The 12,969-nt window shown below is 60.2% G+C and carries 13 protein-coding genes and 3 pseudogenes; 5 read left to right on the top strand and 11 right to left on the bottom strand.

The window, feature by feature from the left end:
• Positions 1-24 precede the first annotated feature (24 nt).
• The 8 genes and pseudogenes from purD to E4P82_RS21760 all read right to left on the bottom strand — a co-directional run.
• Entirely contained in the window at positions 25-1,323 is a 1,299-nt protein-coding gene (purD, locus tag E4P82_RS04540; RefSeq protein WP_169247783.1) for a phosphoribosylamine--glycine ligase, read from the bottom strand.
• 43 nt (positions 1,324-1,366) lie between these two features.
• Positions 1,367-2,947, bottom strand: a complete 1,581-nt coding sequence (gene purH, locus E4P82_RS04535; protein ID WP_169247782.1) for a bifunctional phosphoribosylaminoimidazolecarboxamide formyltransferase/IMP cyclohydrolase — start codon at positions 2,945-2,947, stop codon at positions 1,367-1,369.
• Between the two features lie 63 nt (positions 2,948-3,010).
• Entirely contained in the window at positions 3,011-3,679 is a 669-nt protein-coding gene (locus E4P82_RS04530; RefSeq protein WP_169247781.1) for a carbonic anhydrase, read from the bottom strand.
• A 6-nt stretch (positions 3,680-3,685) separates the two neighbouring features.
• Positions 3,686-5,269, bottom strand: coding sequence for a complex I subunit 4 family protein (locus E4P82_RS04525; RefSeq protein ID WP_312914131.1), 1,584 nt, complete (start codon positions 5,267-5,269; stop codon positions 3,686-3,688).
• 104 nt (positions 5,270-5,373) lie between these two features.
• Positions 5,374-5,760, bottom strand: a complete 387-nt coding sequence (locus E4P82_RS04520) for a type II toxin-antitoxin system VapC family toxin (protein WP_169247780.1) — start codon at positions 5,758-5,760, stop codon at positions 5,374-5,376.
• A gap of 3 nt (positions 5,761-5,763) precedes the next feature.
• The gene (locus E4P82_RS04515) at positions 5,764-6,024 is read right to left on the bottom strand and encodes a type II toxin-antitoxin system Phd/YefM family antitoxin (protein ID WP_169247779.1); all 261 of its coding nucleotides are present in this window, start codon (positions 6,022-6,024) and stop codon (positions 5,764-5,766) included.
• 63 nt (positions 6,025-6,087) lie between these two features.
• On the bottom strand, positions 6,088-7,833 hold the full coding sequence (locus E4P82_RS21765; RefSeq protein WP_338140964.1) for a complex I subunit 4 family protein: 1,746 nt from the start codon (positions 7,831-7,833) through the stop codon (positions 6,088-6,090).
• Positions 7,834-8,157: 324 nt separating this feature from the next.
• Positions 8,158-8,640 (bottom strand): annotated as a pseudogene (locus tag E4P82_RS21760) (proton-conducting transporter transmembrane domain-containing protein); the annotation flags it as partial.
• 10 nt (positions 8,641-8,650) lie between these two features.
• On the opposite strand from E4P82_RS21760, the gene E4P82_RS04505 reads away from it, so the two are divergent.
• A complete protein-coding gene (locus E4P82_RS04505; protein ID WP_169247777.1) occupies positions 8,651-8,863 on the top strand; it encodes a hypothetical protein in 213 nt (70 codons plus the stop codon).
• A 15-nt stretch (positions 8,864-8,878) separates the two neighbouring features.
• Here the strand turns inward: E4P82_RS04505 and E4P82_RS21755 are convergent.
• Positions 8,879-9,022: pseudogene (locus E4P82_RS21755) on the bottom strand (hypothetical protein); the annotation flags it as partial.
• A 685-nt stretch (positions 9,023-9,707) separates the two neighbouring features.
• Here E4P82_RS21755 and E4P82_RS04495 point away from each other — a divergent pair.
• Positions 9,708-9,893 (top strand): annotated as a pseudogene (locus E4P82_RS04495) (tyrosine-type recombinase/integrase); the annotation flags it as partial.
• A gap of 39 nt (positions 9,894-9,932) precedes the next feature.
• Here E4P82_RS04495 and E4P82_RS04490 read toward each other — a convergent pair.
• Complete coding sequence (locus tag E4P82_RS04490) at positions 9,933-10,331, bottom strand: hypothetical protein (RefSeq protein ID WP_169247772.1); 399 nt, start codon at positions 10,329-10,331, stop codon at positions 9,933-9,935.
• A 407-nt stretch (positions 10,332-10,738) separates the two neighbouring features.
• On the opposite strand from E4P82_RS04490, the gene E4P82_RS04485 reads away from it, so the two are divergent.
• The 3 genes from E4P82_RS04485 (at position 10,739) to E4P82_RS04475 (ending at position 12,295) form a co-directional block, all read left to right on the top strand.
• The gene (locus E4P82_RS04485; RefSeq protein WP_169247775.1) at positions 10,739-11,134 is read left to right on the top strand and encodes a lysozyme inhibitor LprI family protein; all 396 of its coding nucleotides are present in this window, start codon (positions 10,739-10,741) and stop codon (positions 11,132-11,134) included.
• A gap of 377 nt (positions 11,135-11,511) precedes the next feature.
• Positions 11,512-11,895: a hypothetical protein gene (locus tag E4P82_RS04480; RefSeq protein WP_169247774.1), complete on the top strand. Its 384-nt coding sequence runs from the start codon at positions 11,512-11,514 to the stop codon at positions 11,893-11,895.
• A 25-nt stretch (positions 11,896-11,920) separates the two neighbouring features.
• On the top strand, positions 11,921-12,295 hold the full coding sequence (locus E4P82_RS04475; protein ID WP_169247773.1) for a hypothetical protein: 375 nt from the start codon (positions 11,921-11,923) through the stop codon (positions 12,293-12,295).
• A 327-nt stretch (positions 12,296-12,622) separates the two neighbouring features.
• Here the strand turns inward: E4P82_RS04475 and E4P82_RS04470 are convergent.
• A partial coding sequence (locus E4P82_RS04470; RefSeq protein ID WP_281383645.1) for an IS4 family transposase occupies positions 12,623-12,969 on the bottom strand: 347 nt, incomplete at its 5' end.

The following is a 12,969-nucleotide window of genomic DNA, read 5'->3' as shown; positions in this document are numbered from 1 at the left end:
TCGTCTTACACGGCTCTATCCGGGTTATTCTCCCCGTTCCCGGGCAATGGCCCGATAGCCGATATCGGTGCGGTAGTAAGCGCCATCCCAACGCACGCGCTTGACCAGGTTGTAGGCCAGATTCTGCGCTTCGGCGACCGTACCGCCGAGCGCGGTGGCGCACAGCACCCGGCCGCCATGGGTAACGATATGACCCTCCTTGGTTTCCAGCGTGCCGGCGTGGAACAGCTTGCCATCGTCGCCCAGTTCCTCGTCGTGACGCGGCAAGCCCTCGATCACGTCGCCCTTGCGATAGGGACCCGGATAACCGGCGGCGGTCATTACCACCCCCAGCGCGGCGCGCGGGTCCCAATCCACTGTCATCTCATGCAGCCGCCCGTCCAGGGCCGCCTTGCACAGCTCCACCAGATCGGAGCGCAGGCGTAGCAGCAATGGCTGCGTCTCGGGATCGCCCAGTCGGCAATTGTATTCCAGCACCTTGGGGCCATCGGCGGTGATCATCACCCCAGCGTAAAGGAACCCCACATAACGGCAACCCTCCGCCGCCATGCCGCGCACGGTCGGCTCGATGATTTCGGCCATGATGCGCTCGTGCAGTTCCGGGGTGACCACCGGAGCCGGCGAATAGGCGCCCATGCCGCCGGTATTGGGACCTCGGTCGCCGTTGTCGCGAGCCTTGTGATCCTGCGACGAAGCCAACGGCAGGATGGTCTCGCCATCGGTCATGACGATGAAGCTGGCTTCCTCGCCATGCAGAAACTCCTCGATCACCACCTGCCGGCCCGCCTCGCCGAAATCGGCGCCGCTCAGCATGCCGCGCATGGCGGCGATGGCTTCCTGCTCGTTTTGGGCCAAGATTACGCCCTTACCGGCCGCCAGTCCGTCAGCCTTGACCACGACCGGCGCGCCCATTTCGTGGATAAAGGCTTCCGCCGCGTCCGGGTCGGTAAAGCTCTGGTAACGAGCGGTGGGGATCTTATGGCGGGCCAAGAAATCCTTGGCGAAGGCTTTGGAACCTTCCAGTTGCGCCGCCGCCTGAGTCGGCCCGAAGCAACGCAGGCCAGCGGCGGCGAAACGGTCGACGATCCCCAACACCAACGGCACTTCCGGGCCGACGATCGTTAGATCGATGTGATGATCCAGGGCGAATTGCAGCAGATCCGCCGGATCGTCGGCGGTAATGGTGATATTGGTGACCTTGGGTTCACGAGCGCTGCCGGCGTTGCCCGGCGCCACATAGACGTTGTTGACCCGACTGGACTGCGCCACCTTCCAGGCCAGGGCGTGTTCGCGGCCACCGCCGCCAACGATCAGGATGTTCATGGATTAACCCTCACCCCACTCCCGAAGGGAGAGGGGCCTATCGTCAATGTCGGAAATGCCGCATCCCGGTCAACACCATGGCCATGCCATGCTCGTCGGCGGCGGCGATCACCTCGCTGTCGCGCATCGAACCACCCGGCTGGATGACGGCGGTAATCCCATATTCGGCGGCCAGATCGATACCATCGCGGAACGGGAAGAAGGCGTCGGAACCCATTGCCGCGCCCTTTAGATCCAGCTTTTCCTCTTGCGCCTTCATGGCGGCGATGCGCGCCGAGAATACCCGGCTCATCTGCCCGGCGCCGACTCCGAGAATCATGCCGTCCCGACCGTAGACGATGGCGTTGGATTTGACGAACTTCACCACTTGCCAAGTGAACAGCAGATCAGCCAGTTCCTGATCGCTGGGCTGGCGCTGGGTGACCACCTTCAAATCGGACAATCCCACCTGGCCCAGGTCGCGGTCCTGCACCAGCAAACCGCCGGTGACCCGCTTGTAATCCCAACCCGGCGCCCGCGCGCTGTCCCATTGACCACAGGCCAGTACCCGCACGTTCTGCTTGCTGGCGGTCGCCGCCAGTGCCTCCGGCGTGACTTCCGGGGCAATGATCACCTCGACAAACTGCCGGTCCACGATCGTCTTGGCGGTGACCGCGTCCAGTGGCCGGTTGAAGGCGATGATGCCGCCGAAGGCCGAGGTCGGGTCAGCCTGGAAGGCACGATCATAAGCGTCGAGAATGGTCGAACCGACCGCCACGCCGCAGGGATTGGCATGCTTGACGATCACGCAGGCCGGGCCGGCGAAACTCTTGACGCACTCCAGCGCGGCATCGGTGTCGGCAACGTTGTTGTAGGACAGTTCCTTGCCCTGCAACTGGCGAGCGGTGGCGATGCAAGCTTCGGCCGGCTTAGGCTCGACGTAGAACGCCGCTTGCTGGTGCGGGTTCTCGCCGTAACGCATGTCCTGAGCCTTGACGAATTGCGTGGTATAGCTGCGTGGGAACGGGTCACGCCCGCCCTCGGCGCGGATCGAACCGAGATAGTTGGCGATGGCGCCGTCGTAGTGAGCGGTATGCTCGAACACCTTGACCGCCAGTTCGAAGCGGGTGGCGGCGCTGACCACTCCATCGTTGTCCCGCATTTCATTCAGAACCCGTCCGTAGTCGCCGGCATCGACCACCACGGTGACCGCCGCGTGGTTCTTGGCCGCCGCCCGCAGCATCGCCGGCCCGCCAATATCGATGTTCTCGATGGCATCGGCCAGCGCGCAGTCCAGCTTGGCGACCGTGGCCTCGAAGGGATAAAGGTTCACCACCAGTAGGTCGATGGGGGCGATGCCGAACTGGTTCATCGCCAGATCGTCCTCGCCGCGCCGACCCAGCAGCCCACCGTGCACTCGGGGATGCAGAGTCTTGAGCCGCCCGTCCATCATTTCCGGAAAACCGGTGTAATCGGCGACATCGATGACGGGGATATCGTTTTCGGTCAGCAACCGGGCGGTACCGCCGGTCGAGAGCAGTTCCACGTCGAGTGCAACCAGGGCGCGAGCGAAATCCACAAGGCCGGTCTTGTCGGAAACGCTGAGCAGGGCACGGCGGATGGGGAGAGCGGGTGTTGGGTTCATACAGGGGTCCGTTGCCTCAATGTAAAGGGAGTTAGCCAGAATGGCAAACAGCGCGACTGATCGTCAGGCAGGGTCCGCCGTGGGCACTGGCCCGAAATACAGATCGTAGAAACGGTCCTTTTCCGGGTCATACTGCATCAATTCGCCGTTCTCCAGATCGTAATACCAGCCGTACAGGTTCAAGGTACCTTCCTCGACTCGTTGGCGGATAAATGGGAACGTCAGCAGATTGGTCAGCGAAGTGCGCACGCCGGCCCGTTCGCAGGCCCGCTGTTTGAATTCGCGACTGGCATCCGGCCAGCGCCGCAGTACCTCGTCGCGGGCGGGGGCGGCGATCCGCACCCAGGGCGCGATATAACCTTCGCCCTCGTCATTTTCACCATAACCGTCCAACAGGGCGTTGATACCGCCACAGTGTGAATGACCGAGCACGATGATGTTATGAACATGCAGATTGCAAACCGCGAACTCCAGGGCGGCGCTGGTACCGTGATAGCGGCCAGTGGTTTCGTAGGGCGGCACCAGGCTGGCGACGTTGCGCACCACGAACAGATCGCCGGGCGCGGAATCGGTGAGGATGGCGGGGTCCACCCGAGAATCGCTGCACCCGATCAGCAAGGTGCCGGGGGTTTGTCCCCGCATCGCCAACCGGTTGAACAGCTCCCGGTTCGGCTCGAAGCTCTTGACGCGAAAACGTTGGAAACCTTTCAGTAGTTCGTGGATGTCGGTCATGGCGGATCACTGCGGTGGCTTGAATTCGTGTGCATTATACCCCGCCATTGCCGCGGAACCTTCCACCTCTTGCCCCGTCACCAGCCGCGCCACCCAAGCGTTGCTGGCACCCGCCGTGACCCCCTGCACCCACTGCGGAAACAACCCGCCGATCAGCACCAGCAACCCCAGCACACCGGCCACCAGCAGTTCGCGCGGCCGCAGATCCAGAGCAAACGCCAATTCGGGACTGGCCACCGGCCCCAGGAACGCCCGCTGGAAGAAACCCAGAAAATAAGCGGCGCTCAGAATCACACCCCCCAACGCCACCAACGCCAGGCCGGGGGATACCTGCATAATCCCAAGCAGAATCAGCAATTCGGCAACGAAGCCGTTGGTTCCCGGTAAGCCGATGGACGCCATCCCCAACAGCAGGAAAAAAGCAGCGAGCAGCGGCAACGGGCCGACCAAGCCACCCAAGCTGGCCAGATCGGTCGAGCCCAGCCGGTGATGCAGAAACCCGACTAGCAGCATGAGGCCGCCCGCGACCACTCCGAAATTCAGCAGTTGGAAGATCGCGCCCTGTATGCCCTGGCTGTTCATGGCGGCGATGCCCACGATCACCAGTCCGACATGGCTGACGCTGGAAAAGGCCAGCATCTTGCGAAGATTGGACTGCCGCAGCGCCACCAACGCCCCATAGAGCGCGCCGAACCCGCCCAGTACCGCCATCAGCCAAAAGTATTCGCGCGCCGCCGTCGGGGCCAGCGGCAAGGCAAAGCGCAGGATGCCGAATGCACCGAGCTTGAGGCCCACCAGCAACGCGCTCAGGCCCACCGGCCCCTCTCGCAGCACGGTCGGCAACCAGGTATGAAACGGAAACAGCGGGGCCTTGACGGCAAAACCGAAAAATAGCAGCAGAAAGACGGCGGTCTGCACCGAGGAAGACAGCGGTTGTTCGAGCAGCGTCAGGTAATCGAACGATAATCCACCGGGAATCGACGCGCCCGTGGCGGCGGCATGATGCAGTCCGAGCAACAGGATGGCGAACAGCAGCGGGATGCCGCCGGCTAGCATGAACAGGGTGTACTTGATGGCGGCGAAGCGCCGCTCCGGGCCGATGCCCCACAGGCTGATCAGGAAATAGATCGGCACCAGGGTCAGCTCCCAGAACAGGAAGAACAGCACCAGATCCAGGGCGCAGAACACGCCCATGGTGACGCTCTCCAGTGCCAGCAGCAGGGCGAAATACAACCGGGGCAGGGTCTGGATGCTGGTCCAGGACGCCAGGATCACGGCGCAGAACAGCAGCGCGGTCAGCGGCGGAAACAAGGCGGAAATACCGTCGATTCCCAGCAGGTAGTGAACGTTCAGGCTGGGAATCCACGCCACCCGTTCCATGAGTTGCATCCCGGCATCTTCCGGGCGCAGCGCCGCCAACATCAGCAGCGACAGCGCCAGTTCCAGACCGGCGCCGACCAACGCCCAGACCCGCACGGTCCGATGCTCGCGCAGAAAGGGCAGCACCAACGCCCAGACCAGCGGCAGCAGGATCAAGAGGCTCAGAATGGGGATGCCAATGGGAGACAGGGATTCGTGATTAAGCAACACTCTTGCCAAGCTCCTGGGAAAAGTGGTGGAAACTGACTTGCATTTCGAAACACGGATCAGCTGCTCATAGCCCGATGCTAATCATCGCCGCTCACAGCAGTCTGCTACACCACCCGAACGGTGGTGCCGTAGCGCGCGAGCTTGGCATCCACCGTCAGCAGAATGAGCGGCTCGCTCAAGGATTGCGCCACCAGCAGACGATCGAATGGGTCCTTGTGGTCAGCGAATACCGGCAACGCGGCGATCCGCAGGATATGCGCGTTTTCGATGGGCAGCCAGGAAAACCCATCAGCGGCGACCCTCTCACAGAATTTCGGTAAATCCACGCCGAGTTTGCCCAGATTGATCTTGATGGCGATCTCCCATAGCGAGGCACGGCTCACATAAACCGGGGCATCCGAACCTTCGATCAGTTCGCGAGCTGCTGACGGGACCTTTGTTCGCATACCCTGCCACCAAAGAATCAAGTGTGTATCCAGCAGCAATCGCATCGGTCACGCATCCGTTACCGAAACAGATTCGCCATTCTTCAAGCAGTCGAACAGATCGTCGATTGGCTCATCGAAGTCGTCCGCCATCCAGATCTCACCCTCCATGCCGCCCGGCGGCGCGATCCGGCGGCGAGGCGGTTTGTAGGCAACCAGCGTGGCAATCGGCTGACCGGCACGGGCGATGACGACCTCCTCACCACGCTCGACAGCTTCCAGAAGTCGGGAAAGGTGGGTTTTGGCTTCGTGAATATTGACAGTCTGCATGGCGTTCCTCGGGTTAGCTATTGCTTAGTCTAGTCGAGTGACGGCAATGGTGAAAAGGCGGTATCACCCGCCTCCCGCCTCGAATACTCGCGCCACCTGTTCCACCGCCTCGCTGATGGTCTCGATCCATGGATCGGCGTACAGCCCGACGCCGATGAGCACCGCGCACAGCAACCCGGCCACGATCAATTCCCGCGACCGCAGATCGACCAAGGGCAAGGTCACGCCCTTGGGATTGCGGGCCAGGAAAATCCGCTGATAGGCCCACAGCAGATAACCGGCCGCCAGCACATTGCCGGAGGCGGCGACGATGGCCACGCCCCAGCCATAGGATTCGAACACTCCTTCCAGCGCCAAATGGGCCGCCTCGAAACCGGGCGTGCCCGGCATGGCGATGCTGCCCAGCACCACCACCAGAAAGGTCAAGCCGAGCAAGGGCGCGGCGTCGAACAAACCGCCCAGACGGTGAAACCGGGTCGTACCCAAGCGGCGGTATAGCAAACCCGCGACGATGAACAGCCCCGCTGCCGCCAACCCCAGATTCAGGCTGAGCAGGAGACCACCCTTGAACCCGGAGGCGGTCAGCGAGAACAAACCGGCCACCAGCGCCCCGGTATGGCTGATCACCGCAAACGCCAGCAAGCGGCGCAAGTCGGTGCGGATGAAGGCCAGCAGCGCGCCGTACAACATGCCAGCCAAGCCTAGCGCCACGATGGCCGCATCCCACTGCCGGGCGGCGGCGGGCAGCAGCGGCAGGACAAAACGCAGCAGCGCGTAAATTCCGACCTTCGCCCCCACCAGAAACACCATGCCGACCGCGACCGTGCCGTGCTTGGCCACGATGGGCAGCCAGGCGTGCAAGGGGAACAGCGCCAGCCGCACCGCCAACCCCGCGAACAGCAGGATGAAGATCAGCGACTGCCGTCCTTCCGGCACCGGCGTTGCCAGCAAGGCGGGCAGATCGAAGGACCAAACACCATCGGCCGCGTCGGCATGGTTCCAAGCCAACAACACGATCCCGGCCAGCAGCATCGCCAAACCGCCCAGCATGGAGCGCACAAACTGCCAGGCTGCCCGGTTGCGCCCCGGACTGGTCCCGTAGTAGGCGATCAGCACGGTGGCGGGAATCGCCTCGGCCAGCGCGAACAGCCAGAATTGCAGCAGATTCAAGGCGGTGAACATCCCCACCAACGCCGCTTCCAGCGCCAGCACGCTGCCGACGAACGCGCCGGACCGTTCCTGTCGGTGCGACTGGGCGTAGAGGATGACGAACAACGTCAACAGCGCCGTCAGCGGCAGAAACAACACGCTGAGGCCATCGACGCCAAGGTGAATGCCCAGCCACGGCAACACCTCGAAACGCTCGACGAACTGCATCTCCGGCACATGCGCTTGGAAACCGGCCAGCAATTGCACCGCTAAAATCAGTTCCACCACCGCGACGCTCAGACCCAGCGCAAACGCGGTCCGCGCCTGTCGGGTGCGCCAAGCCGCGATCATGCCGAGCAAGGGAACGCCGAGTAGCGCGCTCAACAGCGGAAAACCGGCCGACCCGGTTCCCGGTTCCACGCCGCCGTGCATCATCTCGCCGATCCCGGCCAGTATCGCCAGGATCACCGCTATCACCGCTATCCAAGTCCAGGAGCGCCCCAGCCAGCGTTCCACCCGGCTCAGTCCGTAGCCCATGCGGTGACTGCTCGTCACGATCCCCTGCCCGACGGCTTTGAAGACCAGTTGTTCCTCGACCCGGTGGAACGCCGCCGCCGTCCATTCGGTCACATGCCCCACGATCCCTTGTCCCCGGTCCATGGCGTCGGGTGCGCGTTCCAGCACCCGACCGGTACCGAGTTGCCGCTCCTCCCACTGGGCCAGCGACGACAAGGCACTCACCGCCGGCGCCGGCAAACCGGTCGCCCGATCCACCACGGCGGTATCGAACACACTCAAATAACCCGCCAGACGGCGCAGCGGCCGGACCACGCTCCAGTTGGCGAGGTCCTCCAGCCAGAATCGCTGCAACGCCGCCACGTAGACCCGCCGCCGACGAGCGAGCCAAGCCGGCACTGGGCGGGCGCGGGCACCGTGCAGTTGGTACAAAATCGCCGGCGCGCTGAGGAACTGATAGGCGCGAAACACCGCGTGACAACACAGATGCACCAACGCCAGTCGCCAGAAGCCGAGTCCACAAGCCAGGAACATCAACCCGACCTGCCCCGAAGTGGAAAAGATCAGGGCGCTCTTGATGTCGGTCTGCGCCAGTCCGCCCAGAAATCCATAGAGCGCGGTGGCCAACCCAACCACCACCATCGTCGCCATCACGACTGGCGACTGCTCGAACAACGGTTGCAGGCGTAGCACCAGATACACGCCGGCATGCACCATGACCGCGCCGTAGAACAGGGCGCTGGACGGCGTCGGCCCCTCCATCGCCCGCGCCAACCACGGTGCCAGCGGGACCTGGGCCGACTTGGCGACCGCCGCCAGCAGGAAGCAACCAGCCAGTATCCCGGCTTGTGACGAACTCAAACCCGCCGCGCCGGCGGTCACCATTCCCCAATCGGCGCTGCCCAGCCAATGGAACGACAGCGCGATCCCCAGCAGAAAACCGGCATCGCCGACCCGGTTGGTGACGAAGACGCGGGTGGCGTTGCCGGCCGCAACCGGTCGGTCCTGGAAAAAACGCGATCAGCAGATAGGAACACAGGCCGGCGACTTCCCAACCGACGAAGGTCAGCACCGCGTTACCGCCGGTCACCAGCAGCGCCATCGCCGCCGCGAACAGACTCAGAACCAGGAAAAAGCGATGGAAACCGGGTTCTCGATGCAGGTAGTTCACTGAAAACCGGGCAACCAGCAAGCAGGCCAGCGACGCCAATACCAGCAGCGCGAGACTCAAATCGTCGATGACGAAGTTCAAATCCACCTGAAACTCGCCGCTGGCCAGCCAGCGTCCGAGCACCACCTGGTCTGGCAACGGTCCAGCGAACCGGGCGACCATCAGCACCAGCGTCGCCGCGAACGAGGCGCCGCAAGCCGCCAACACGATTTGGCTGGTACGCCGCTCGTGCGCTTCGCCATTGGCCCGTCCAAACAAAATAGCCACGCCAATCCACGATGCGGCGGCCAACGGCAATATCGGGATCAGAGCGACGATCCACTCAAGCATGGTCAACACCTCCGCATCATCGTTCGGCTTCCATCGATTGTATGGCGTACCCAGTGCCTAATATAGAACAATGGGTGTATGGCATGAAAACCATTGTGGAATTGAACGACAGCCTGTTTGCAGAGATCAAGCACCATGCCGCGCGGCATCACACCGCCTTGTGGGCGATGCTGGAGCGCGTGCCGCACCACTTTCTGAAACAGCGGACCGTGTTATGTTGCCTTTTCGCATGCGGCGCGCGACGTGCTCGGGGAGCGGCCCGCAGGTCGGAATTCAGGAGGAGAACTGGAACCCGATTCGATCCCGCATCCACGAGGGGAAAGCGGATAATCGCGGTCGATATCGATTCGGCTGAGAAATCTTCGACGCGGCCTGGCAAGAGTGCCTTGCTCACCTGTGCTACGCCAAGGGCCACCGCGAGACAAGCTGCCACGCTGACAGCATCGGCTTGGGGCTGTGAGCGAACTGGCTTCAGGAGGCCGGCAAGGACTGGTAGCAGGCGGACACCTATCCTCGAGGGATGCTACAAAAGACTGGGATCGAGAAGAAGATCAGCCCGCATAAGTTGCGGCATAGGTATGCCGCCAATTTGCTGAACATCGGGGCGGAGTTGGTGGACAGCCAGGCGCTGTTGGGACATTCGACCCTCAACACCACCCCGATTGACACCTATGTGGATCAGGACCGCATGGCGGCGTGGTGAATAAGTCGTAGGCACCTGGATCGTTCGATGCCAACGGACTTACCACCGGGGCAACGGAGGTAGCGGAGGTGGCGGGGGTAACGGTACTACGGGTGGCGCCATTGCCGGCCGTCGATAGCCGACCCGAGGCGGCCCGTAGTCGCCGTGGAAACCTCGATAGTCACCGTGCGGGTAGTAGCGGCGGTGACCTCGATAGTAGCCACCGGGCCGTCCGTAATAACCATGACGCCCGTAATAACCATGACGCCCGTAATAGCCGTGGTGACCTCGATAGTGCACTCGGTAAATGCCGTCGTCGTCACCATGGTAGTCGCCGAAACGTGTGGTGGCGTTGCCATCTCGACCGTAGAGGTGGCCATCTCTCGCATGGGCGCTTTGTAACGGGACCATGATCGCGGTGGCGACCGCGACGCTCAGCAGCCATTTCATTGCGTTCATCGGTTCGCTCCTGTCCGCCCACACGGGCGGCCTGATTCTTCATCAAGGATGGAATTGGAACTCTTCACGCGGGCGAGATTCGCCATCCATCGCCCGGTGACTCGAATGATCCCGGAGTTCGCCTGAGCACGGGCTGAATGAAGGGCGAACGAAAGCTGAACGGCCGTGCGGCGCGGCAACGAACCGAAACGGTAAAAAGCGACGATCCTCGGTAACTCGGATATCATGCAACGTGCGAGGCAGGTAGAGAGGAGTAAGGCGAGATGAGAAAAGCAAAGCATTAGCCGGAGTGAAGATTGAGACGTTCGGCAAACGTCAAAGTACCAACGGGAAGCAGGGGATGGAATATGCTTTAAAATAGGTGTTATTCGACAAAATGACAATTTCTTATCGCACAGGAGATAGCTATGCAAATCAAATTGATGATCGCTATATTGACAGGTCTGTTCGCTATTTCAAATTCAGTGATCGCCGAAGAGTGCAATAGCCGATCAGAAGATTCAGTTTTTATCATGGATTGTCTTGCGGCGCGTTATAAAGCAGCCGACAAAGAACTCAACGCGATATACGATGAAGCCATGAAATCGCTTTCAAGCGACGGAAGGCAGAAACTTGAGGTAGCTCAAAAAGCATGGCTTAAATATCGCGATGCCAGTATGGCATTCATAACGGAAGTCAATAGAAAAACGGGGTCTACCGGTAATTTTATCATTGAGGATTACAGATCAGCCCTTGTGGAAAAACGAGCTGCGGAATTGAAGTATATCCTTAGCGGCCCTGATGCGGGTCCAGCCACATGGTAAGGCGATCAGAACGGCAGTAGTTACAAGCACGCCATTGCTCCAAAAACCCTGGGCACTCGATGATCAGCATCATCTAGATTTATACGCCTATGTTGGGCAGGATGCGCATGGAGAAGGTGGTGGGGAGGTTGCGAGCGAAGGACTCGCCATATGTGCCTCTTTGGTTAGTTTATTACTGCATAAGTTAACCGTCGAGAAGTTATGCGGAACCGCATAATCACTTGTTAGCGTACAGTAATAACGAATCACTTTACCAAACCAGAGAACTAGCGCCCTAAACAATGACAGTCACCGGCATACTTAGCTCGCCATCGCAAAAAAGAACCTTTCTGCTCACCTCTAGCATGGTACTCTTTATTTGCATAATCGGTATTTTTATGATTGCCTGGTTTGCGCCAAGCACGCCCATTTGGAATTCGCTAAGCAGTTTATTCATTTCATCTGTAGCCAGTGGCGTCTTTGCGCTCGTAGCTGGTCTCTATATCTACTACTTTTTCGTCGACCCCAACGATATTGCTGCAAAAACCACCATACTTCCACAAGACATTAAACAAACGTTGCATGTCATCGCCTTGAGAGCGAAGGACTACAAAATCTTCGTGCGGACGGGTAGGCATTTTCGCGCCGAGATTCTTCCGGTGCTCGTCAATCGGGCCTGCCAAACGCGATGCCCAATCCGAGTGGAGGTGGTCTTGCTCGACCTTCGAGACAAAGATCTCTGTGAAAAATATGCCAATTTTTCGCAAGGTCTCATCATTTGACCGCCAAGCTTGGAACACTTCCTATGTGCAAACTCAAATTCTGGCGACTATCTTGGCGCTCATCCACGCCTCGCGAAAACACTCTGAATTGGTCAATATTCACTTATTTTTGAGTAAGCGACTGTCAGTTTTCCGTATCGAAGGCTCGACCGATGAGATTTTGGTGACCCGAGAGGACCCAAAAGATACGGCTTCGCGCTACTCTCATAATCATCGCGACTTTGGGGCATACGTCACTGAGTTCAGTTGGGTACGGGATGAAGCCTTTCGCGTGCTCAACAACGAAGCAGGGATTGGGCGGACAATGCTTCCAGAACTGTTTGGTAAAAATCAAGAAATTATAGAATTGGAAGTCGAAGCTAAAAAGGCTTGTAGTGAATCATCCCCTTATGTACGCTGACCTCGATTTTCCCCTAACAAGAGACCATGTCCGTAACATTCCGGCGCCTATTCTTTTAGGTGCCGTTAGATCGTGGCTGGAGCGGGCGAATCCAATCTGCCTCATGCACCCCCATGGCTTTTACGTCGTACTTCTCAGTCGCAACGACACGGAGGAATGGCGTTTTCACTTTTGGCCAAAAGAATCCCGAGCTATTACTGGCATGCCTGCCTACATCCATACGCATGATCGCCAAGTTGATAGTCGGGTCTTGCAGGGTCAACTCACTAATATCCTCTATGATGTGAATACAGTTTCAGTTGGTGGACCTGTCCATTACACAGATCTCTATCCGGCTGAGGGAGCAAGGAGCTCGGAAGCCAACTGCATCCCCCAAGCGAGATCACGGGCGCGCTGCAAACCGATCCAGAGCGCTTGAGGGCCGGGAGGGCCGTCGCACTTGCGGCCCAAATGGCCGCCCAGGCGCGCGATCCAAGCGAGCAAGATCGGGAGTGCGGGCGGCGTTTCCGGCGGGGATTTGCGGTGGATGGCAACGTAGACCGCCCGCCATTCGGCGGGGTCCAACACGGCATCACCGGGCAACTCGGGAATGGCTCGACCGAGCACAGTGAGGTAGTGCAGACGCCAAGCGATGATGAGATACAAGGCCAAAGCCGGCTCCAACCGTTCCAGGG

The sequence above is a fragment of the Candidatus Competibacter phosphatis genome, from assembly GCF_012939995.1.
In the GTDB taxonomy this organism is placed as follows: Bacteria; Pseudomonadota; Gammaproteobacteria; order Competibacterales; family Competibacteraceae; genus Competibacter; species Competibacter phosphatis.
The sequence above is the reverse complement of the archived record's forward strand: the minus strand, read 5'-3'. Positions and strand labels throughout refer to the sequence as shown.

Bases quoted from the DNA above. Each gene is read 5' to 3' on its own strand.
- purD (WP_169247783.1), bottom strand. From the start codon at position 1,323: ATGAACATCCTGATCGTTGGCGGCGGTGGCCGCGAACACGCCCTGGCC.
- purH (WP_169247782.1), bottom strand. From the start codon at position 2,947: ATGAACCCAACACCCGCTCTCCCCATCCGCCGTGCCCTGCTCAGCGTT.
- E4P82_RS04530 (WP_169247781.1), bottom strand. From the start codon at position 3,679: ATGACCGACATCCACGAACTACTGAAAGGTTTCCAACGTTTTCGCGTC.
- E4P82_RS04520 (WP_169247780.1), bottom strand. From the start codon at position 5,760: ATGCGATTGCTGCTGGATACACACTTGATTCTTTGGTGGCAGGGTATG.
- E4P82_RS04515 (WP_169247779.1), bottom strand. From the start codon at position 6,024: ATGCAGACTGTCAATATTCACGAAGCCAAAACCCACCTTTCCCGACTT.
- E4P82_RS21765 (WP_338140964.1), bottom strand. From the start codon at position 7,833: ATGGACCGGGGACAAGGGATCGTGGGGCATGTGACCGAATGGACGGCG.
- E4P82_RS04490 (WP_169247772.1), bottom strand. From the start codon at position 10,331: ATGAACGCAATGAAATGGCTGCTGAGCGTCGCGGTCGCCACCGCGATC.
- E4P82_RS04485 (WP_169247775.1), top strand. From the start codon at position 10,739: ATGCAAATCAAATTGATGATCGCTATATTGACAGGTCTGTTCGCTATT.
- E4P82_RS04480 (WP_169247774.1), top strand. From the start codon at position 11,512: ATGATTGCCTGGTTTGCGCCAAGCACGCCCATTTGGAATTCGCTAAGC.